Origin of the sequence: uncultured Ruegeria sp. (genome assembly GCF_947497005.1) — a bacterium.
In the GTDB taxonomy this organism is placed as follows: Bacteria; Pseudomonadota; Alphaproteobacteria; order Rhodobacterales; family Rhodobacteraceae; genus Ruegeria.
The window spans coordinates 192,801-212,034 of sequence record NZ_CANMFF010000002.1 but is presented as its reverse complement, the minus strand read 5'-3'; the positions used below and the strand labels follow the sequence as shown (position 1 = coordinate 212,034).

The following is a 19,234-nucleotide window of genomic DNA, read 5'->3' as shown; positions in this document are numbered from 1 at the left end:
GTTAAGGCTTCAAGCTTCGCCCGGTTGTGTCCAAAACAAAAACAAACACCTCAAATAGCCCCCCCACCCACACAATGTTTACAAATAGTACACAAAAGGCTTCATAAGACTCGTCGAATTCCCATCTCGTGATAAGGTGCAAGCGCGTTAAAGCTGGGGGGAGAGATGGTCGGCCACAATTTACGAAACCTTCTAGCGTCTGTGGCAACCGCCACATCACTGTGTGTTGCTGTCGTAGCAGCAGCGACTTTTGCGCTCGCGCCGGATGCAGCGTTCGCAAAGAACGGCAATGGAAATGGCAAAGGGAATTCCGGTAAAGCCGACAATGGAAATGGCAAAGGGAATTCCGGTAAAGCCGACAATGGCAAGGGCAATGGATCCAATGGAAAAGGGAATTCCTCAAGAGGATCCCAGGCCAACGGTGGTGGAAAAAACAACTCCAAGGGCAAAGCGTCAGCTTCGCAGAAAAGCGCCGGATCCAAAAAACAACACGCTGCAAAAGCAAAAAAGTCTAATACTGGCACCGGCGGAAACCAAAAAGTCCGGCGTGTCTCGGTTGGTGAATTTGGACGAGAGTTCAAGAAGGATGTCCAACAGCTTTTCGGGAAACAGCCAGCGAAGAAGTCCGGCAATAAACCTGCAAAGAAAACTCGTACATACAAGACTGTTTCGGTCAAACCGATCGAACGCTCGTTGCGCCCGGTAGCCCGGCATGACGGCACTCCTGGTTTGGATGGCCGCAAGAAACACCGCTACCGTGACCCGCTGGCAGCAGCGATCACCGATCCTAATGGCTCGGATAAACTGCGCAATCTGAACGCGTCGAAAGCAGCCTCCCCGGCATTCCGGAACGCTGCGGCCAACAGCAATGTTGGAAAGATCGCCACTTATCAGGCCGCTGCAGCGGAGTATTACGACCTGCGTGGTCAGCTCTATGATACACGACGCGACTTGCGGGATCTGAACGAAAGGTACGACGGGCGAAGCAGTGAACAGATTGCCGATGACATTGCAGCACTTGATCCGTCGGATCCGGAATACGACAGCAAACGTGAAGCATTGGAATCCGAACTACGGGACGCTGAAACATATGAAGAAACCCGCGACGGTTTGCGCGCCGATCTGAAAGATCTTGGACACCAGACAAAGGATGCCCTGGAAGAAGCAGAAGACGCTTTCTTTGACGCTTCTAAGGGGCGCTCTCTGACAAAGGACGCGTTGGGCGTTTATCATGACAATCTTGGGCTTCCGCAACCAAAGAGCCACCCGAAAGACGAAGTGACTGTACAACCAGTGCCTTACGATCCGACCTATCACCAGTATTCAGAGACTCGTCAATACCGCTCCAAGGACACCAATTTCCGCCTTCGCTACGACGCGTTGCACCATGACGGCAAGAAGCACCGATACAAGGACCCGCTGGCGGCCGCGATCACCGATCCCAGTGGTTCGAGCAAGCTGCGCAATCTGAACGCGTCGAAAGCGGCCACCCCGGCCTTCCTGAACGCTGCCGCAAATAGCAATGTCGGAAAGATCGCCACTTATCAGGCTGCCGCAGCGGAGTATTACGACCTGCGTGATCAGTTACACGATGCACGGAGGGACTTACGGGATCTGAACGAAAGCTATGACGGCCGGAGCAGTGACCAGGTCGCTGATGATATTGCTGCACTTGATCCCGGAGACCCAGACTACAATGACAAACTCGATGCCTTGGAAAGCGAACTGCAAGACGCACAGACCTTTGAGGAGGCACAAGGCGAACTCCGTGCCGATGTCAGAGATTTGAGAACGGACAGCCTGGTGGCGCAAAAAGAAGCTGAGCACGCGTTTTTTGATGCGTCCAAAGGGTCCACACTTACGGCTGAAACCTTGGCTGACCTACATGAAAATCTGGAGCTAGCTACGCCCGGAAAACAATAGCAGCATCAGCGGTTTCTGGTGCTTTTTGAATTGGCCAACAAAACCCGACACATGAAGCCTTGCGAACCTGAGGCCCGGATTACATGTGCATCTTCGTCGGCGACGTCTCGATAAGCTGCTATGAGACCGCCTACCCCGGCGGCGCAAATGAGCATTGGAATGCAGAGGCCGGGCCGGGCTGGAACAGGGTATGCGGACGCTGACCCGTTAAGGTCAGCGCCTGAATTTATCCGGCAATCATCTGAATACCAAGAAACAGAACGGCTGCCAGCATCGCTGCGGCGGGAACCGTGATAAGCCACGCGGCAATGATGGTCAGGAAATGCGATCGGCGCACAAGCTTACGGCGGCGGCGTTCTTCCGGTGCGACACGGGGGCGTTCGGGTACCGCCAGGCTGGCCCGTCTCAACCGACGCTCTGCATCCCATTCGCGGAAAAAGCCTACACCGAAAACAGCACCGACCGCGATGTGGGTGGAACTGACGGGCAAGCCAAGCCAGCTTGCGACAATCACCGTGATCGCGGCTGACAGCGCGACGCAATAGGCCCGCATCGGGTTGAGCTTGGTGATCTGGCTGCCGACCATTCGGATCAGTTTTGGCCCAAACAGGAACAGGCCGAATGAAATGCCAAATGCGCCGATGATCATGACCCAATAAGGGATGCTGACAGCCTGTGTGAAATCACCTGAGGCAGAGGCCTGCACGATCGCGGCCAGAGGTCCCACCGCATTGGCGACGTCATTTGCGCCATGCGCAAAGCTCAGCAATGCCGCCGATACGATCAGCGGAATTCCAAACAGGATTTTCAGTGATTTGTTGCGGTTCTCCAGCCCCTCGGACTGACGACGGATCACCGGGATCATCGCGGCCCAGATCAGCCCTCCACAGGCCGCGCCGATCAGCAATGCGGTACCGAGGTCGATCTTGATGATCTTCTTGAGGCCCTTCAGCGCCAGGTAAGACGCAAAGGCACCCGCCATGATCCCAACCAGCATCGGCAGCCATTTGCGGGCCGCGGCAATCTTGTCTTCCTGATAGATGATCCTAGCCTTGATGAACCACAAAAATCCGGCAGCGACCAAACCGCCTAATACAGGCGAAATTACCCAGCTGGCCGCGATTTTGCTCATGGTACCCCAGCTTACAGCTCCGAAACCGGCTGCGGCGATCCCTGCCCCCATGACACCGCCCACGACGGAATGCGTGGTGGAAACCGGTGCGCCGATCCATGTCGCCAGATTGACCCAAAGTGCAGACGACAGCAGCGCCGCCATCATCGCCCAGATGAATACATCCGCCGTTCCCATGCTTTCCGGCGCGATGATCCCCTTGGCAATGGTCGATACAACGTCTCCACCCGCAATCAGCGCTCCGGCGCTTTCAAAAACAACGGCAATCGCGATGGCACCACCCATGGTCAGCGCATTTGCGCCAACAGCGGGGCCCATATTGTTGGCCACGTCATTGGCTCCGATGTTCAGCGCCATGTAGGCCCCGAACATCGCCGCGATCACAACGATAAGCGTGTTACTGTCCTGTCCGAACAGGAACGCGGCCACGAGACCTGCGACGACAATGAATGCAAAGGCGATGCCCGATCCCACGACCGGGCGCCCGACTTGAGCGGTCGCCACTTCGAGGCGTGAAAAGCGACGCAAGTCCCTGTCGAGCGTTTCCAGGTGACGAGCTTCATAGTTCTTGTCGGTCATGAGTCCCTCATCGATAACGTCCCGTGGGTTAATTTGGATCGATGCTTTAATCAATTGTACAAATCTGGAAATCACAACTTTTCGTAGGACAGGAGGGTTTTACGGTTGGAGCGCATAAATCTGAACGAACAACACCTCAGCGTGACTTGCGCAACGCCATTGTTCCGACCATATCTTTAACATGCTTCGATTAACCCCGATCCTGCTGGCCATTGGGTATGCCATCGTGATGTACCGGATTTCCGTCTGGCGCACGCATCGGGAATTGGATGCCAAGTCGACGGAACTGGCCGATCCTGTCCTGAAACGCATGACTGACAGGCTGGCCGCAGCGCTCGGGATCGAGCGCGTTCCCGTCTATATCTACGAGATCGACCCGGTGAACGGTCTGGCCGCACCGGACGGGCGCATTTTCATCACGCGCGGGTTTTACCGCAAATTCCGCAGCGGAGAGGTTTCGGCCGAAGAAATGGCCAGCGTGATCGCGCATGAACTGGGTCATGTGGCGCTAGGCCATGCGCGGCGGCGGATGATCGATTTCTCGGGCCAGAACGCGTTGCGTACAGCTCTGATAGTGGTTTTGAACCGGTTCATCCCCTTCATCGGTGCGATGATTGCGAATGCTTTGACTGCCCTTCTGGCCTCGCGCCTGTCACGGGGGGATGAATATGAGGCGGATGAATATGCTGCTGCGTTGTTAACCAAAGCAGGCATTGGAATTGGGCCGCAGAAATCGTTGTTTCATAAGCTGGAGGACTTGACGCAGCAGCGCGCCGGCGTTGTTCCGGCGTGGTTGATGAGCCATCCGAAGACGGATGAACGGATCGCAGCGCTTGAGAAGCTTGAACAGCGTTGGGCACGTGGTTGAGGGGGCGCAGCGAGAGGCCAGCCTCTCGCGCTCTCCGAAGTATTTATAGCCAGATGTAGTGGGATCCCGCTTAGGAGGTCACGGCTTTGCCAAGGCGTGGGAGGCGCGCCTTTTTCATAAGCGCGCGAAGGGTCCATTGATCGCCTGAAAGGCGGTTGGCTTCTTCAAGGACCTGAGCGGCAAGTGTGTTCATACCCATTGGGTCTGCCTGCCAGATGCCGTGAAGCAGGTTGTCAGGGTCTCGGCGATCGAGGCCTTCTTCGGCTAGGATATTTTTCGGAAAATCTTTGGCATTCACCGTGACAATCACATCAGCAGATGCCGTAATTGCGGTCACCAGCACGTGGATATCACCGACGTCTGGCAGCCAAAGGCGGTTTTGCAATCCTTCATTCGGAGCCCGCTCCGCCTCTGGCCAGTTGGCTCGTGTCAGGGCGATTTCTGCGCGCGCTTGCGCCTCACCCGCCGGGCCCAGTTTGCGGGACGCGCGAGCCCATTCTTCCAGGATACGCGCTGACCAGACCGGGGTGAAGTGGCCTAGATGAGCCGCGCCCAACAGCATCTCACGCATCACCGTGGGATAGATGACGCAGGTATCGAGCACAGCTTTCATAGGCGGTAGAAAATCGCTTTGAGATAGCCGCTTTCCGCCAGTTGCGGTAGCTGCGGGTGATCCGGGCCGGCAAATCCGGTATGGATCAATTGCGCGTGACGTCCGGCGCGACCGATCCCACGGGAGGACGCATCGCGAAAACGTCCCAGATCGGCGGCGTGCGAGCAGGAGCAGAGCCCCAGGTAGCCACCGGGTTTGACCAGAGGAGCCGCCAATCGTGCGATACGCTCATAAGCGCGCAAACCCGCATCGAGCGCTTGTTTCGAAGGCGCAAAAGCAGGTGGGTCGCAGATCACCGCGTCGAACTGAGCACCTTCTTCCCCCAATTGGGTCAGCACGTCGAACGCGTCACCCTGTCGGGTTTGGAACTTGTCTGCAAGACCCGAAGCCCCAGCCCCTTTGGTCGCCAGCTCCAGCGCCGCTGCAGATCCGTCAACGCTTAGTGCCCGCTGTGCTCCGCCTGCAAGCATTGCAAGACCAAAGCCGCCGACATGGCTGAACACGTCCAATACCTGCGCGCCGGGGTGAACCAGCTGTGCTGCAAAGGCATGGTTTGGGCGCTGATCGTAGAAAAGCCCAGTTTTTTGGCCGCCGGTCACATCGGCCATATAGGTCGCACCATTCATCGGTACCGGCAGCGGCGCATCGGGCGCGGTGCCGCGCAGAGTTTTGCTAACGTCATCCAGCCCTTCTAACCCACGCGTGCGCCCCGAGGCGTTTTTCAGCACCGTGGTCACGCCAGTGACCTTGATCAGTGCTTCAGTCAGCAGGTCCAGATGCGCCTCTGCCCAGGCCGCATTGGGCTGGATGACACATGCGTCGCCAAAGCGGTCGATGATAACACCGGGAAAGCCATCCGCCTCGGCATGAATCAGGCGATAATATGGGGCGTCAAACAGGAGCTCGCGCATCGCAAAAGCGCGACTGAGACGGGTCTCGAACCACTCTGCGTTGAGCTGCGCGTCGATGTCTCGATCCAGTACGCGGCACATGATCTTGGACTCGGGGTTGACCGCCACCAGCGCGATGGGCGCGCGTTTCTCGTCTTCGAGCACAGCCAAGTCGCCCGCAAGGATCTTTCGGGTGCGGCGATCGGTGACGATGTCGTTGGCATAAACCCACGGGAAGCCATGGCGCAAACCGCGCGCGTTGGCTTTGGGTTTCAGGCGGATACGGGGGCGGTCGGCAGATTGGGTCATGGCGCCCTCATAGTCGTGAACGCGCCGGCGGAAAAGCCCTAGCGGTTACGGGATCGCCAGCCGCCGCGGCGTTTCGGGGTTTGAGCTGCCTGAAGGCCCTCGGTCAGAACCTGTGTCATCGGATGATCGGGGTTCTGTTCCACATATCCCGCGTGCAGTTCTGTCAGCGCTGTGTTCTGATCACGGTCCGCCGGAAGGCTAAGCGCCCAATCCAGAAAGATGCTGCGGCATTCCGGCAATGTGATTCCTTCGATGCGATAGGCTTCGCGGATCAGACCTTTGTGGTCATTGGGATCAGTGCTGCGTGCCATCTTCGTCCCCTTTGATCACGCCCCCGATCAGATCGGCTGCGGTCGTGTAACAATCCTGCAAAGCCGTTTGTAGCGCCTCGACCTGTTCGAACCCGGTAGCTCGGCACAAAAAGGCCGCACCGCCCTCACCGATCTTGTCAGCCTCGATAGCCTTGCCTGAAAGCAGCCGCGCCGCGCATTGCACGGACCAGCATAGGTCATAGCAATCTTTCAGGGATTGCGCCTGCGCGACATCCAGCAACCCGGTAGCGACGGCACCATCCAGACCGGACGACACATCGCGCTGTTGAGACCCTGCCAACAAGGCGCCGGTTTCGGCCATCAACTCGATATCCATCAATCGACCGGGGCCATTCTTGGCGTCCCAGATACCGGCGGGCGCTTTGGCTGCGGCCAGACGCGACCGCATCTCGGCCACTTCGTGCAAGACTTTACTGTGGTCTCTCTTACGTGACAGAAACCCGGCTCGGAACGTTTCGATTTCCTCGACCAGTTCCGCATCCCCAGCAACAACATGCGCGCGGGTCAGGGCCAGATGCTCCCATACCCAGGCTTCGTTCTGCTGATAATTGGTGAAACTAGCCCAACTGGTCGCCACCGGCCCCTGATTGCCCGACGGGCGCAACCGCATGTCCACCTCATACAGCCGCCCTTGCGACATCGGCGCGGACAAAGCTGTGATCAGGGCCTGCGTGAATCGTGCATAGTAGGTGCGCGTGGCCAGGGGGCGCGGGCCATCCGACATGTCCTGATCCAACGGGTCGTAGATCACAATCATATCCAGATCGGATTGCGAGTTGATCCGCCCTGCCCCCAATGATCCCATTCCCAAAACGACGGCCCCACGTCCCGGCGCAGGCCCGTGTTTGCGGGCGAAATTCTCGGTGACCTGCGGCAGGATGGATGCAATGACCGACTGAGCAAGCTCGGCATATTGCTGGCCAGCCTGGCCCCCATCGATCAGGCCACGCAGGTGATGCACACCAACCCGGAAATGCCACTCCTTGCACCAGCGTCGTGCAAGATCGAGCTGGGTTTCATAGTCTGCTTCTTCTGACAGAGCCTGCGTCAACTCAGACTGCAACGCCTCTTGCCCCGGCCAATCCGCAAAGAAACTGCCGCCGATCACAGCGTCAAATACAGACGCGTTGCGCGATAAATGCGAGGCCAAAGCGTGCGACGTGCCAACGATATCGATCAGAAGATCGATCAGTTGCGGATTGGCCTCGAACAGCGAAAACAGCTGCACCCCGGCAGGCAATCCCGCCAGAAACCCGTCCAGTGCCATCAGCGCTTCATCGGGCTTGGCGGTCTTGGCGAGGCGCGTCAGCAACTCGGGCCGCAGACGTTCGAAAATCCGCGCGCCGCGCTGGGATCTCAGGGCTGGATATGTCGTCCAACGGGCCAAAACGCTTTTGTCGAACTCGACATCCTGTATTGGCGCAGGTACGGCTCCGGGCCCGGGGGCGAAAAAACCCTCGGTCAGCTCATGCACTTCGGTCAGACGGTTTGTCAGGTCTTGCGTCAACTCTTCGCTGCTGATCCCCATCAGACATGCAACCCGTTCGACCCCTTCGGGTGAGTTCGGCACTTTGTGAGTCTGCGCGTCATGGATCATCTGGATGCGATGTTCAACTTCGCGGTGGGCACGGTAATGATCGGTTAGCTTGTCGGCCACATCCTGCGGCACCCACCCCTTGGAGGCCAGCGCCGCAAGCCCCGGAACCGTGCCACGCACCCTCAGATCAGCATCTCGACCGCCTGCGATCAATTGACGAGTCTGGGTAAAGAACTCGATTTCACGGATACCGCCCTGGCCCAGCTTCATGTCGTGTCCGGGGATCGACAACGACCCGCCAGTGCCTTTGTTTTCCCGGATACGGAGGCGCATATCGTGAGCGTCCTGAATAGCGGCAAAGTCCAGATGGCGGCGCCAGACGAAGGGACGCAGGCTGTCCAAAAACCGCTGACCCGCAGCCAAATCTCCGGCGCAAGGGCGCGCCTTGATGTAAGCTGCACGCTCCCATGTACGGCCCAGGCTTTCATAGTACCGCTCAGCGGCCTCCATCGCCATGCAGACAGGTGTCACGGCAGGATCTGGGCGCAGCCTCAGATCGGTCCGGAAAACGTAGCCGTCCGCCGTCTTTTCGCTCAGCGTCGCACAGAAGTTTCGCGTGGCCCTCACCATGCCCTGTCGGGCCTCGTAAAAGTCATCAGGATCAAAACGCGTCTCATCAAACAGTACAATCAGATCGATGTCCGAACTGTAGTTGAGCTCATACGCACCCATCTTGCCCATTGCCAAGATGACCAGCCCGGCCGCAGTTTCGACGGCATCCTCGGTCATTCCCGGCAGTTTTTTGCGCCGGATCAGGGCTGCAATCTCAGCTTTGGCGGCAACGTCCGCTGCCAGAGCTCCAAAATCAGTCAATGCAGCGGTGACTTTTTCAAGCGGCCATGCGCCTGCAATATCTGCCAATGCGGTCAGCAGTGCCATACGCCGCTTGGCCTTGCGCAAACCGGGTTTCAACTGATCCGGCGACAGACCCCGCGCAGCAATCATGACGTCAGCCAGTGCCTGATCCGGATGCATCAGGGCCTGCGGCAGCCATTCCCTTTCACGCTCGATCAGACCTTTCAGAAAAGGGCTGGACCCGGCGGTGCCCGCCACCAGCTCTCCTAACTCCCGGGACAATTCTGGCATCAAAGCGCGCGCTTCTTCGCCCAGAGACGGATCAAAAGCATGTGGAAGTCGGGTAATGGCAAGCATATCAGTCATGTGCGCAAACTGTGCATTGCTGCGCTTGATCGTCAATGGGGCATTCTGATCAGGTTTTCTGAACCGGCGTGTCCTGACTGAAAGTGTTGATCCAGACGTCGTTTGTTCGTTCCCACAAAGAAGAAATCAGCATCGTCTCACGTGCTGCCGCACCCGGACGCAAATAATCGGCACGATAGCTCAACAGAACGATATCGGGCGTCAGAACACGCAACCGTTCGTCGCTCAGATCGAACTCCGCCATCGTCGGTGCATCCGCAAATTGCCCGACATGATCGTCGCGATTAGCAAAACCCGAGGGATAAACCCCTAGAAAATCCGCGCTCAACAAAGCCCGATCCGCGTTTGCATTACCGTCGACCAGAGCCATCCAGACCTGCTTTTCCAGATCGAGAATTTCATTCAGCGCAGGTGCTGCTTTGTGTTTTGTCGTTTCCATTCCCGCAACCTGCGACCGAAGATGTTCAGCGTCAACCGAATTGCTGAATGTAAATCTTTTTCACATTAGCCCCTTGCAACACCTGACAGGGACCCCATCTAGACAATGTGAAAAGAATTTACATCAACCCTGGAGAGCTCAAATGACCGCACTGTCCGACCCCGCCGTCCCCGCAAATCCGGGATGGCTTTATAGAATTGAGGCTTGGCTGGATGACAAAGGCAAAGGGGCCTGGATCGCCGCAATGGTCCTTGGTTTCATCTTCTTCTGGCCTGTTGGCCTCGCCCTTCTGGCCTATATGATCTGGAGCAAACGCATGTTCAGCAAATCCTGCAGCCGCCGAAAATCGTGGCACAGCCACATGAGCGCGATGAAACCTTCGGGCAACAGTGCATTTGACGCTTACAAGTCAGACACCCTGGCCCGCCTGGAACGCGAACAGCAGGATTTCGAAGCCTTCATGCGCCGTCTTCGTGACGCCAAGGACAAGGCCGAATTCGACCAATTCATGGATGAACGCGCACGTGAGAACCATGAGGATGACGGCAAAGGGGAGCGTGCCTGATTGACCTTGCCCTGCCCCGATGTTTCGGGACAGGGTGCCCCATCCCTCTTTCTCGGACCTGACGAATGAATCACCTGCCTAATCCCGACACCCAACCCGAATTCTACAGCTCGGTAACGACCAAGCGTTTTGTCGCGTGGCTGTTCGATGTCGCCTTTATCTCGCTTCTTTGCACGGTTGCAATCCTATTGACCGCGGGCCTTGGCCTGTTTTTCCTGGCCCTGATCTATGCGGTTGTCAGCTTCGTCTACCGCGTGGTGACGATCGCCAATGGCTCCGCCACGCTGGGAATGCGGTTCATGGGGATCGAATTGCGTGACTCATTCGGAGAACGAATGGATATGGGAAAGGCCATCGCCCATACCGCCGGCTATTTCGTCAGCATGGCGTTCGCCGTGATCCAGATCATCTCGGTCATCATGATGTTGACCAGCGCCCGCGGTCAGGGTCTGACCGATAGTTTTCTGGGCACTGTCATGATCAATCAGAGGGCCTGAAGCACGGTTGCGTGAATCACTTGGCGGCCTCGGGAACGATTGCTATCATCCGTCCCGAGGCTACATGGGAACTTCATGCGACACACGCTGCCAATTGCGCCACAATTCTATGTCACGGCCCCACAACCCTGCCCCTATCTCGACGGCAGGATGGAGCGCAAGCTTTTCACCGCATTGCAGGGCGATGGTGCGGAACAGTTGAACAATTCCCTGTCGCAACAGGGGTTTCGTCGATCACAAAATGTGCTCTACCGCCCCTCCTGCACAGATTGCGCAGCGTGCCTGTCAGCCCGGATCGACGTCTCGGCCTTCCGCCCGACGAAAAGCCAGAAACGCGCCCAAAAACGCAACGGCTATCTGCAACGCCGCGCGACATCGCCCTGGGCAACCGACGAGCAATACGACCTGTTCCGCAGCTATCTCGACACTCGGCATGCCGATGGCGGGATGGCCGATATGGACGTGTTCGAGTTTGCCGCCATGATCGAAGAAACTCCGATCCGAAGCCGCGTGGTCGAATACGCAGACCCTGAAACCGGCAACCTGATCGCTGTCAGCCTGACCGATGTGCTCGATGACGGGCTGAGCATGGTCTATTCCTTCTACGATCCGGACCAGCGGCAGAACTCTCTGGGCACCTATATGATACTGGATCACATCGACATCGCACGCGAAGCGGGCCTGCCTTATATCTATCTGGGCTACTGGGTCCCCGGCAGCCCCAAGATGGGCTACAAAGCAAAATTTTCGGGGCTCGAGGCCTACGTTCAAGGTGATTGGCAAAAAATCAGCGATCCGAAGGCTTTTTCCGGATCATCACAACATCCTCTGTCAGCAGCTCCGATAGCCGAGCAGGTGGCCAATATCCAGCTTCCTGACCGTCACCCGACCAAAGGCTAACCACCCCATGAAACAAAACCTGCACGCCGTCACCCTCGTGGTGCCGGATTACGATGACGCCATATGTTTTTATACGAAAACACTCAATTTCCGGCTCTTGAAGGATATCGACCTCGGAGGCGGCAAACGCTGGGTCTTGATCACACCGCCGGGATCAGACGGCAGCGCCCTTCTTCTGGCCAAAGCCGCCAGTCCGGAACAAGAGATTGCAATCGGTAACCAGACCGGCGGCCGCGTCGGCTTTTTCCTGCAAACTGATGATTTCCATCGCGACCACGCGCACATGCTTTCAAACGGTGTCACGTTCGAAGAAGCCCCACGCTTTGAACCCTATGGCAAAGTCGCCGTCTGGCGCGATCCCTTCGGCAACCGTTGGGATTTGCTCCAGTTCACCTGATCCGCATCTTCATCTGGCTGAAAACACCTCGGGGATGAATTGGTCGCAGGCCAAGAAGGTGCTGGCCCCTTCCCCGCAACAAATAAGAAAAGGGGGCCCCAGGCCCCCTTTGCATTTTGATCGCTCTGATCAGTTCGGGATCAGATCCGGCACGATCGTGACAATCGCCGGGAAGAACCACAGGATCGCAATCCCGACAACCTGGATCAGAACAAACGGTATGATCCCGCGATAGATATGGCCGGTTGTCACCTCTTTCGGTGCAACCCCTCGCAAGTAGAACAGCGCGAACCCGAACGGTGGTGTCAGGAACGACGTCTGCAGGTTCACAGCCACCATGATCGTCACCCATTTCGGATCGAACGACCCGCCATAGATCACCGGGCCCACAATGGGGATCACGATGTAAATGATCTCAAGGAAATCCAGCACAAAGCCCAGAATGAACAGCACCAGCATCACGATCAAGAAGACTGTGAATTCGTTATCAAAGCTCTTCAGGAATTGCTGGATATAGTGCTCACCACCAAACGAAATCACCACCAGGTTCAAAAGCTGCGATCCGATCAGGATGGTGAACACCATCGAGGTCACTTTGGCCGTCTCACGCACCACCGGGGTCAAAACGCCACTGGAATAGAGCACCCAGCACCCGAACAGCAGCCCAAACAGCGCATACAGGTATGACGCATAGGCAATGATGAAGGCGATCCAGGTTTCAAACGGCACATTGCCCTGATTGATGCGCAGATCGAAGTTGACCCCCATCAGCAATGCGATCATCACGGCGAAGGTCGACCAAATAATCACTTTGCCAGACCGGCCCTGATCCTGCAGCTTGCGATAAGCTGCAAGCATGATCGCACCACCCGCTCCCAACGCAGCCGCAGGTGTCGGGTTTGTCACACCTCCAAGGATCGACCCCAATACCGCGATGATCAGTACCAACGGCGGAAAGACCACTCGGATCAGATCATTGGTCGCACAGCGCGCGGCAGCTTCCTTACAGCCATAAATGGCCAGCACGAACGGCAAGGCGAGCAACACGAATGTCGCACCAGAAGATGTGGTAGGCGAGATCATCAGGATATCGACCAGCAACATCAGCAACAAACCAATCGCACCCAGGATCAACGGCTGCGGCGCACGCGACGGTGCGATCCCACGGCCCAGAACCAGAGTCAGACCCAACAGTAGGACAACAACGGCCACACCTGTTCCAATCGGTGCTGCTTCTGCGATCCTTTCCTGTTGAGCTGCTGCCAACTCTTCCTCGGTCAGCCGCTGCGATTCAGCTGCGCCACCAGCCGCGTCAATGGCTTCCTGCTCGGCCACGGCTTGATCCCAGGCGGACTGACCGTGCAGGTCGATCATCGCTATCTTGCATTCTTCTGACACATTGGTACGCAAGGATGCACCCTGTCCGATGTCCGAGAAAGCCGAGACCGAGACATTCTGGCTGCCAATCACACCGACATTGCCCAGCAGAACTGCGCCGACAATCAGCGCAACCGGTGCGCCCAACAGCCAGGTCAGACCTTCAGACCTGGTGATCGGCTCACCAGACCCACCCGACATCGCAACGGCAGGCGCCTTGTCCGGATTCAGCAACGCATAGCCAAACGCATAAAGAGCATAAAGCAGCGCCAATAGGATCCCGGGCAATAGCGCCGCCTGGAACAACGTCCCGACCGACACAACCGCAGGCTCCCCCAGATAGGTCAGCGCATCGGTACATCCTGCCTCAACAGCCCGTGTCTCTTGCGCTGTCGAATACAAATCACCCGCCAGCGTGCCAAGCAGAACGATGACGATAGACGGTGGAATGATTTGCCCCAGCGTGCCTGATGCTGCAATCACACCTGTCGCCAGCTCCGGCGAATAGTTGTTGCGCAGCATGGTTGGCAGAGCCAGCAGACCCATCGTCACCACGGTTGCGCCGACGATGCCAGTAGAAGCAGCAAGGAAAGCCCCCACAACCACAATCGAAACGGCCAGACCACCCGGCAACGGGCCAAAAACGCGCGCCATTGTCGTCAACAGGTCGTTGGCGATCTTCGAACGCTCCAACGTGATGCCCATCAGTACGAACATCAGAACCGCCAACAGGGTCTCAATGGACTGCCCGGCCAGAACGCGTTCGTTCATGCGGTTCACGATGAAAGAAACGTTGCGGTCAAGCGCGGTTTCCCAGCCTGAAACAAAAACCGGTTCTGCTATCCTTGGTAAATCCGGATATCGGAATACGGATATGACATCAGGTTTGATCCCGGAATTCACAACATCCCGATAGGCCTGAGATCCGGTGTCAATCGCCTGGTGGATCAACAGACCAGCACTGTCTAACGCGGCGATGATCCCGAATGAGATTACCCCGGCACCACCGATGGCAAAGGCCACCGGGAACCCGGAAAGAATGCCTCCGAAAAGGCAGAAGAATACGATAATGAGGCCTATCTCGACGCCATCAAGTCCGAATAACATAGTCTGGGTCTCCGTCCCTAATGCGCGCCTTCATAGGCTTCTTCACCCTCACCAAGGCTGTCCTTGTCAAGGTATTTTCCAGTGCTTTCCGGCCCTTCCACATATTCCAGATACGACCGGTACAGGAAGGCGATGGCGTGCAGGAACACCATAGCCGCAAAGGCCACCAGCAGAATTTTGAACAGGAAATAGGCGTTGAACCCGTTGGGGCTGAACCCGATGGTTTCGACGTTCCAGCGCAGCGCGCGGGACTTGGTCACCAGACGATCCAGCGTGTCGCTGGCCGACGGTTTCGGCACGATCAGGTGCCGCCACATGAAGTACCAGCCGTACATCCAGGTCAGCACCGCCATGGGCATCATGAATAGCACGGCGCCCAGCATATCGATCACGCGCTTCGTTCGATGACTGACACCGGCATAGATCAGATCAACCCGTACGTGCCCACCCTGCACAAAGGTGTAGGTACAACACAGGCACACGACCATGGCGTTATAAAGCTTCAACTCTTCCGCAAACCAGCTGATGTCCATCTGGAACGGTATGCCCAGACCGAATGACATATCGGGACGGGTAAAGACCCGCTGCATGAAGACGATCACGATCTGCTGGATCACCATCAACAGGCCCGCCCAGGCAAAGAAACGCCCGGTGGTGTTTGCAAACCCTTCCAGGCCCCGCACGATGCCCCACATGAAGTTCCGGTAATACAGCCCGATGGCTGTCAGAACCAGAAAGAAGGTGAACACCACAAAGAAGAACTCGACCGAACCGCCGTAGTAGACAAAGCGCATGATCGACGCCTTGTCGGACCAGTCCAGCCAGAGCTGCGGATGCGTGATGGCGTATCCGAAATTATAGAAGGCTTCGGCAATGTTTTGAATGAACCAGACAAGTCCATTCCACAGGGCGCCGAAGAACGAGATACCGTTTTCGTCCTGCATATTGTCCCCAGGTCGTATCAGTTGCGCGTGGATTATTGTTGCTTGCCCAAATCCCTTAGCGCAACGGGAAAGGCCCCCCGCCGCGCGGGGGAGCCGGTTTTTCTTGGATCAGAAAGGCTTAGCCGCGAACACGGTCACGCTGAGCGGTGTAAACACCCGACGACAGGTTATTCCAGGCCGACGATGCTGCCATCGACGCCATTGCGCTGTCGTGGATCTTCTTGAACAGCTCATCGCCCATGTTTTCGTCCAGAACCTCTTGCGAAGCTTGGCCGAATGCATCCCAAACGCTTTCCGGGAATTCCAAAACCTTGACGCCACCTGCTTGCAGACGCTGCAGTGCTGCACCGTTGTTGGCAAGGAACTGTGCCAGGTTCCACTGGTGCGCCTCGGCGGCAGCGATCTCAATGATCTTCTGCTGTGCCGGAGTCAGTTCATCGAACACGTCGCGGTTGGTTGCCAGCGACAGACCTGCGCCCGGCTCGTGGAAGCCCGCGGTGTAGTATGTCTTGGTGATTTCCTGGAAACCGGCCTTTTCGTCGGCCCATGGACCGATCCACTCAGTCCCGTCGATCGCACCGGAGGACAGCGCCTGATACACTTCCGATCCTGGAATATTCTGCACGGATGCGCCCAGTTTACCCAGCGCCTTGCCGCCCAGACCCGGCATACGGAACTTCAGGCCGTTGAAGTCCTCAGGGCTGTTGATCTCTTTCGAGTACCAGCCGCCCGCCTGCGCACCAGTGTTGCCAGCCAAGAAGGATTTCAGACCAAAGATCTCACCCAGCTCATCATGCAGCTCCATACCGCCATCATGATAGTACCAGTTCACCAGCTCCTGCGCGGTCATGCCGAAGGGCACAGCCGTAAAGAACGCGTAGCCGGGGTGCTGACCAACAAAGTAGTAGTCCGCCGCGTGATACATGTCAGCCTGCCCCGACGATACCGCGTCAAACACTTCGAAAGCGCCAACCAGCTCGCCTGCTGCCTTGATTTCAACATTCAGGCTGCCATCTGACATGGCATTGATGCTGTCGGCACATCGCTGCGCGCTGTCAAAAACGCCTGCCAGACCACGACCCCATGAGGTCACCATAGTCAGAGTGCGCTGGCCCTGAGCATAGGCCGGAGCCGCCAAAGCGGTTGCAGCAGCTGCCGAGCCGCCCAGCGCGGATTTTTTTAGAAATGAACGACGATCCATATGAGTGTTCCTCCCCTTCATAGTCATGATCCGGCAAAACCGGATCTGTCGCATTCAGTGCGCGTCAGCCTAAAGTGACCAAAGTGAAAGGGAATACCTAGTACTGCGTAGAGACCCGATTTCTTTCCGGTCATCAGCAAGAAATTCGGGTGCAAACCAACCCAAAAGCAGCTTTTTGCCCCGTTTTCCCCAAACCAGGCCCGATCCTTTTTGCATTTTGGCCATTGCTTGCGTATCGATTCGTCCATGCAAAGACTCCGACATCTGGTCTCGCTGACCTATGCACAGAAGCTGTCTCTGGTGGCTGCAATCCCGCTTGTCGTTGCCGTTGCCGCTATTGCTGTGCTGGTGGCTTATGAAGCGCGGGCAACAGCCGAACGCGAGATCCGGGCACTGGAACGCAGTCTGATCGAAGCCAAAAAGGAAGAACTGCGCAACTATGTAACACAGGCCCGCAACGGATTTGCCTATATCTATGGCCGGGCGGCTCCCGACGATGACATCGCCAAGAACCTCGTTTCGCAAATCCTGTCCGCGATGATTTATGGGCAGGACGGATTTTTCTTCGTCTACGACTATGACGGCAACAACCTGGTCAGCCCCCGTCAAACCCAGTTCATCAATCGCAACTGGGAAGGGTTAACCGACAGCGACGGCACGCCAATTGTTGATGAGTTCATCCGCCTCGCGCGCCAGGGCGCGGGCTGGCACAGTTTCATGTGGCAAAAACCTTCAACCGGGGAAGAGGCGCAGATGATCGCCTATGTTGTTGGGCTTCAGGACTGGCGCTGGGTTGTCGGCACCGGAGTCTTTATTGACGACATCGTCGCAACGGTTGCCAATGCAAGGGCCGAGGTCGAGGCCCGCGTTCAACGCACGTTTTTGTATATCGGTGCAATCGTTCTGGCCGCCGTGCTGATCGTTTTCGCCTCGGGCATGTTGTTGAATATCCGTGAACGACGTCTGGCAGACGCGAAACTCAAAGAATTGACCCAGCGTGTATTCGACGCCCAGGAAGAAGAGCGTGGCAGGGTAGCCCGCGAATTGCATGATGGTATCAGCCAGATTCTTGTTGGTGTTCGCTATGCACTGGACAATGCCCGCCGACGTCTGGCGCGTGGCGATGACGCAGGCGCACGCGATCCGCTGGACAAAGGCATTGACCATCTTGGCACCGCTATTACCGAGGTCCGCCGCATCAGCCGCGACCTGCGCCCAGGCGTCCTGGACGACCTTGGCCTGGGCCCCGCATTGAAGGCCCTGACCGACGACTTCCGGGACCGCACCGGGATCGAGACAGAGTTTTCGACCGTGGTATTCCGTAACCGGCTGGATCAGGACAGCAAGATCGCCCTTTATCGTATCGCACAAGAGGCGCTGACCAATATCGAACGCCACGCGGACGCCTCTCATGTGACAATAGATTTGCGAGGGCATAAAAAGGGAGCGACCATGCGGATCACCGACAATGGCCGTGGTTTACGGACTGATCCGGGCACGCCGAGCCCGGGCATCGGTTTGCGCAACATGCAAGAACGCATCGAACAGCTTGACGGATCCCTGCGCATTCTGTCATCACGCGCACCGCGCGGCGGCACGGTAATCGAAGCCAGCCTGCCGCTGAGCCATCTTCTGCCGCCGCAGGAAGACGCAATTCCGAACCGAAAGGCCGGTACATGAGCACCGAAAGCATCCGAGTCCTCATCGTTGACGACCATCCAATGGTGGCCGAGGGCATTCAATCCATTCTTGAAAGCTATGATGAGATCGAAGTGGTCGGAACACTCGGCAGCGGTCAGGCCGCTGTCGATCAGTCCGTCGACCTTGCCCCCGACGTGATCCTGATGGATCTCAACATGCCCGGTATTGGTGGTCTCAGCGCTACGGAAATCATCCTCGAACGGCTACCGGAAACTCGAATTCTGATCCTGTCGATGCATGACAGCCCGGAATACATCTCGACTGCACTCAGTCATGGCGCCAAAGGCTATGTGCTCAAGGATGTACCCACGGAAGAGATAAAACAGGCCATAGACGCCGTTATGCGGGGAGAACAATATCTTTGCACCGGTGCCAGCGGATCCCTGAAACCAAAAGAGGATAACGCGCGTGAGGCGCTGACAGGGCGGGAACAGACAATCCTGCTGGAACTGGCGCAGGGAAAATCCAACAAGGAGGTTGCTCATTCGCTGGATATTTCCGTACGCACGGTCGAAACGCATCGCAAAAACATCAAGCGTAAACTCGGCATTTCCTCAACTGCCGGGCTTACGCGTTATGCGCTGGAGCATGGCGTGTTGCAGGGCACGGGCGTCGGCTTCTGATTTTTTGCGCATCCGCAGCGCGCAGCGCTGCCTGGCCCAACCAGAGAAGGCGCGCCGCAGGCGCGTTGACGATGGACGG

Annotated in this window: 17 protein-coding genes and 1 pseudogene; 9 read left to right on the top strand and 9 right to left on the bottom strand. The window is 57.1% G+C overall.

The features are described from left to right. Window positions 1–165 precede the first annotated feature (165 nt). Both Q0816_RS03450 and Q0816_RS03445 read left to right on the top strand, forming a co-directional pair. Window positions 166–1,923, top strand: coding sequence for a hypothetical protein (locus Q0816_RS03450; protein WP_298847720.1), 1,758 nt, complete (start codon window positions 166–168; stop codon window positions 1,921–1,923). 38 nt (window positions 1,924–1,961) lie between these two features. Further along, window positions 1,962–2,096 (top strand): annotated as a pseudogene (locus tag Q0816_RS03445) (VWA domain-containing protein); the annotation flags it as partial. Between the two features lie 53 nt (window positions 2,097–2,149). Here the strand turns inward: Q0816_RS03445 and Q0816_RS03440 are convergent. Further along, a complete protein-coding gene (locus Q0816_RS03440) occupies window positions 2,150–3,634 on the bottom strand; it encodes an inorganic phosphate transporter (RefSeq protein ID WP_298847718.1) in 1,485 nt (494 codons plus the stop codon). A gap of 181 nt (window positions 3,635–3,815) precedes the next feature. Between Q0816_RS03440 and Q0816_RS03435 the strand changes: the two genes are divergently transcribed. Next, window positions 3,816–4,502: a M48 family metallopeptidase gene (locus tag Q0816_RS03435; RefSeq protein WP_298847716.1), complete on the top strand. Its 687-nt coding sequence runs from the start codon at window positions 3,816–3,818 to the stop codon at window positions 4,500–4,502. Window positions 4,503–4,572: 70 nt separating this feature from the next. Here the strand turns inward: Q0816_RS03435 and Q0816_RS03430 are convergent, their stop codons facing one another. The 5 genes from Q0816_RS03430 to Q0816_RS03410 are packed head-to-tail and all read right to left on the bottom strand — an operon-like array spanning window position 4,573 to window position 9,843. Beyond that, the gene (locus Q0816_RS03430; protein ID WP_298847715.1) at window positions 4,573–5,115 is read right to left on the bottom strand and encodes an RSP_2648 family PIN domain-containing protein; all 543 of its coding nucleotides are present in this window, start codon (window positions 5,113–5,115) and stop codon (window positions 4,573–4,575) included. After that, window positions 5,112–6,314: an RSP_2647 family RNA methyltransferase gene (locus Q0816_RS03425; RefSeq protein ID WP_298847713.1), complete on the bottom strand. Its 1,203-nt coding sequence runs from the start codon at window positions 6,312–6,314 to the stop codon at window positions 5,112–5,114. The genes Q0816_RS03430 and Q0816_RS03425 overlap by 4 nt, the downstream gene beginning before the upstream one ends. A 38-nt stretch (window positions 6,315–6,352) precedes the next feature. Beyond that, window positions 6,353–6,625 carry a hypothetical protein gene (locus Q0816_RS03420; RefSeq protein ID WP_298847711.1) on the bottom strand — a complete coding sequence of 91 codons (273 nt, stop codon included), beginning with the start codon at window positions 6,623–6,625 and terminating at the stop codon, window positions 6,353–6,355. After that, window positions 6,609–9,404, bottom strand: a complete 2,796-nt coding sequence (locus Q0816_RS03415) for a glutamine-synthetase adenylyltransferase (RefSeq protein WP_298847709.1) — start codon at window positions 9,402–9,404, stop codon at window positions 6,609–6,611. Before Q0816_RS03415 ends, Q0816_RS03420 begins: the two co-directional genes overlap by 17 nt. Before the next feature lie 49 nt (window positions 9,405–9,453). Then, window positions 9,454–9,843 carry a nuclear transport factor 2 family protein gene (locus Q0816_RS03410; protein WP_298847708.1) on the bottom strand — a complete coding sequence of 130 codons (390 nt, stop codon included), beginning with the start codon at window positions 9,841–9,843 and terminating at the stop codon, window positions 9,454–9,456. 142 nt (window positions 9,844–9,985) lie between these two features. Between Q0816_RS03410 and Q0816_RS03405 the strand changes: the two genes are divergently transcribed. The 4 genes from Q0816_RS03405 (at window position 9,986) to Q0816_RS03390 (ending at window position 12,202) form a co-directional block, all read left to right on the top strand. Then, entirely contained in the window at window positions 9,986–10,408 is a 423-nt protein-coding gene (locus Q0816_RS03405; RefSeq protein WP_298847706.1) for a DUF2852 domain-containing protein, read from the top strand. Between the two features lie 65 nt (window positions 10,409–10,473). Beyond that, entirely contained in the window at window positions 10,474–10,905 is a 432-nt protein-coding gene (locus Q0816_RS03400; RefSeq protein WP_298847705.1) for an RDD family protein, read from the top strand. A gap of 75 nt (window positions 10,906–10,980) precedes the next feature. Continuing rightward, complete coding sequence (locus Q0816_RS03395) at window positions 10,981–11,805, top strand: arginyltransferase (protein WP_298847703.1); 825 nt, start codon at window positions 10,981–10,983, stop codon at window positions 11,803–11,805. A gap of 7 nt (window positions 11,806–11,812) precedes the next feature. Further along, a complete protein-coding gene (locus Q0816_RS03390; protein WP_298847701.1) occupies window positions 11,813–12,202 on the top strand; it encodes a VOC family protein in 390 nt (129 codons plus the stop codon). 129 nt (window positions 12,203–12,331) lie between these two features. Here Q0816_RS03390 and Q0816_RS03385 read toward each other — a convergent pair whose 3' ends face one another. From Q0816_RS03385 to Q0816_RS03375, 3 genes are all read right to left on the bottom strand, one after another. After that, on the bottom strand, window positions 12,332–14,686 hold the full coding sequence (locus tag Q0816_RS03385; RefSeq protein ID WP_298847700.1) for a TRAP transporter large permease subunit: 2,355 nt from the start codon (window positions 14,684–14,686) through the stop codon (window positions 12,332–12,334). 17 nt (window positions 14,687–14,703) lie between these two features. Further along, window positions 14,704–15,630: a TRAP transporter small permease subunit gene (locus tag Q0816_RS03380; RefSeq protein ID WP_298847698.1), complete on the bottom strand. Its 927-nt coding sequence runs from the start codon at window positions 15,628–15,630 to the stop codon at window positions 14,704–14,706. A gap of 118 nt (window positions 15,631–15,748) precedes the next feature. Then, a complete protein-coding gene (locus tag Q0816_RS03375) occupies window positions 15,749–16,831 on the bottom strand; it encodes a TRAP transporter substrate-binding protein (protein ID WP_298847697.1) in 1,083 nt (360 codons plus the stop codon). Window positions 16,832–17,077: 246 nt separating this feature from the next. Between Q0816_RS03375 and Q0816_RS03370 the strand changes: the two genes are divergently transcribed. Together Q0816_RS03370 and Q0816_RS03365 are read left to right on the top strand one after the other, a co-directional pair. Further along, complete coding sequence (locus Q0816_RS03370) at window positions 17,078–18,511, top strand: cache domain-containing protein (protein ID WP_298847695.1); 1,434 nt, start codon at window positions 17,078–17,080, stop codon at window positions 18,509–18,511. Then, window positions 18,508–19,155: a response regulator transcription factor gene (locus tag Q0816_RS03365; protein WP_298847693.1), complete on the top strand. Its 648-nt coding sequence runs from the start codon at window positions 18,508–18,510 to the stop codon at window positions 19,153–19,155. Before Q0816_RS03370 ends, Q0816_RS03365 begins: the two co-directional genes overlap by 4 nt. The last annotated feature ends 79 nt before the right edge of the window (window positions 19,156–19,234 follow it).

Bases quoted from the DNA above. Each gene is read 5' to 3' on its own strand.
- Q0816_RS03385 (WP_298847700.1), bottom strand. From the start codon at position 14,686: ATGTTATTCGGACTTGATGGCGTCGAGATAGGCCTCATTATCGTATTC.
- Q0816_RS03375 (WP_298847697.1), bottom strand. From the start codon at position 16,831: ATGGATCGTCGTTCATTTCTAAAAAAATCCGCGCTGGGCGGCTCGGCA.
- Q0816_RS03440 (WP_298847718.1), bottom strand. From the start codon at position 3,634: ATGACCGACAAGAACTATGAAGCTCGTCACCTGGAAACGCTCGACAGG.
- Q0816_RS03380 (WP_298847698.1), bottom strand. From the start codon at position 15,630: ATGCAGGACGAAAACGGTATCTCGTTCTTCGGCGCCCTGTGGAATGGA.
- Q0816_RS03430 (WP_298847715.1), bottom strand. From the start codon at position 5,115: ATGAAAGCTGTGCTCGATACCTGCGTCATCTATCCCACGGTGATGCGT.
- Q0816_RS03395 (WP_298847703.1), top strand. From the start codon at position 10,981: ATGCGACACACGCTGCCAATTGCGCCACAATTCTATGTCACGGCCCCA.
- Q0816_RS03410 (WP_298847708.1), bottom strand. From the start codon at position 9,843: ATGGAAACGACAAAACACAAAGCAGCACCTGCGCTGAATGAAATTCTC.
- Q0816_RS03415 (WP_298847709.1), bottom strand. From the start codon at position 9,404: ATGACTGATATGCTTGCCATTACCCGACTTCCACATGCTTTTGATCCG.
- Q0816_RS03370 (WP_298847695.1), top strand. From the start codon at position 17,078: ATGCAAAGACTCCGACATCTGGTCTCGCTGACCTATGCACAGAAGCTG.
- Q0816_RS03400 (WP_298847705.1), top strand. From the start codon at position 10,474: ATGAATCACCTGCCTAATCCCGACACCCAACCCGAATTCTACAGCTCG.
- Q0816_RS03405 (WP_298847706.1), top strand. From the start codon at position 9,986: ATGACCGCACTGTCCGACCCCGCCGTCCCCGCAAATCCGGGATGGCTT.
- Q0816_RS03365 (WP_298847693.1), top strand. From the start codon at position 18,508: ATGAGCACCGAAAGCATCCGAGTCCTCATCGTTGACGACCATCCAATG.
- Q0816_RS03435 (WP_298847716.1), top strand. From the start codon at position 3,816: ATGCTTCGATTAACCCCGATCCTGCTGGCCATTGGGTATGCCATCGTG.
- Q0816_RS03425 (WP_298847713.1), bottom strand. From the start codon at position 6,314: ATGACCCAATCTGCCGACCGCCCCCGTATCCGCCTGAAACCCAAAGCC.
- Q0816_RS03450 (WP_298847720.1), top strand. From the start codon at position 166: ATGGTCGGCCACAATTTACGAAACCTTCTAGCGTCTGTGGCAACCGCC.
- Q0816_RS03420 (WP_298847711.1), bottom strand. From the start codon at position 6,625: ATGGCACGCAGCACTGATCCCAATGACCACAAAGGTCTGATCCGCGAA.
- Q0816_RS03390 (WP_298847701.1), top strand. From the start codon at position 11,813: ATGAAACAAAACCTGCACGCCGTCACCCTCGTGGTGCCGGATTACGAT.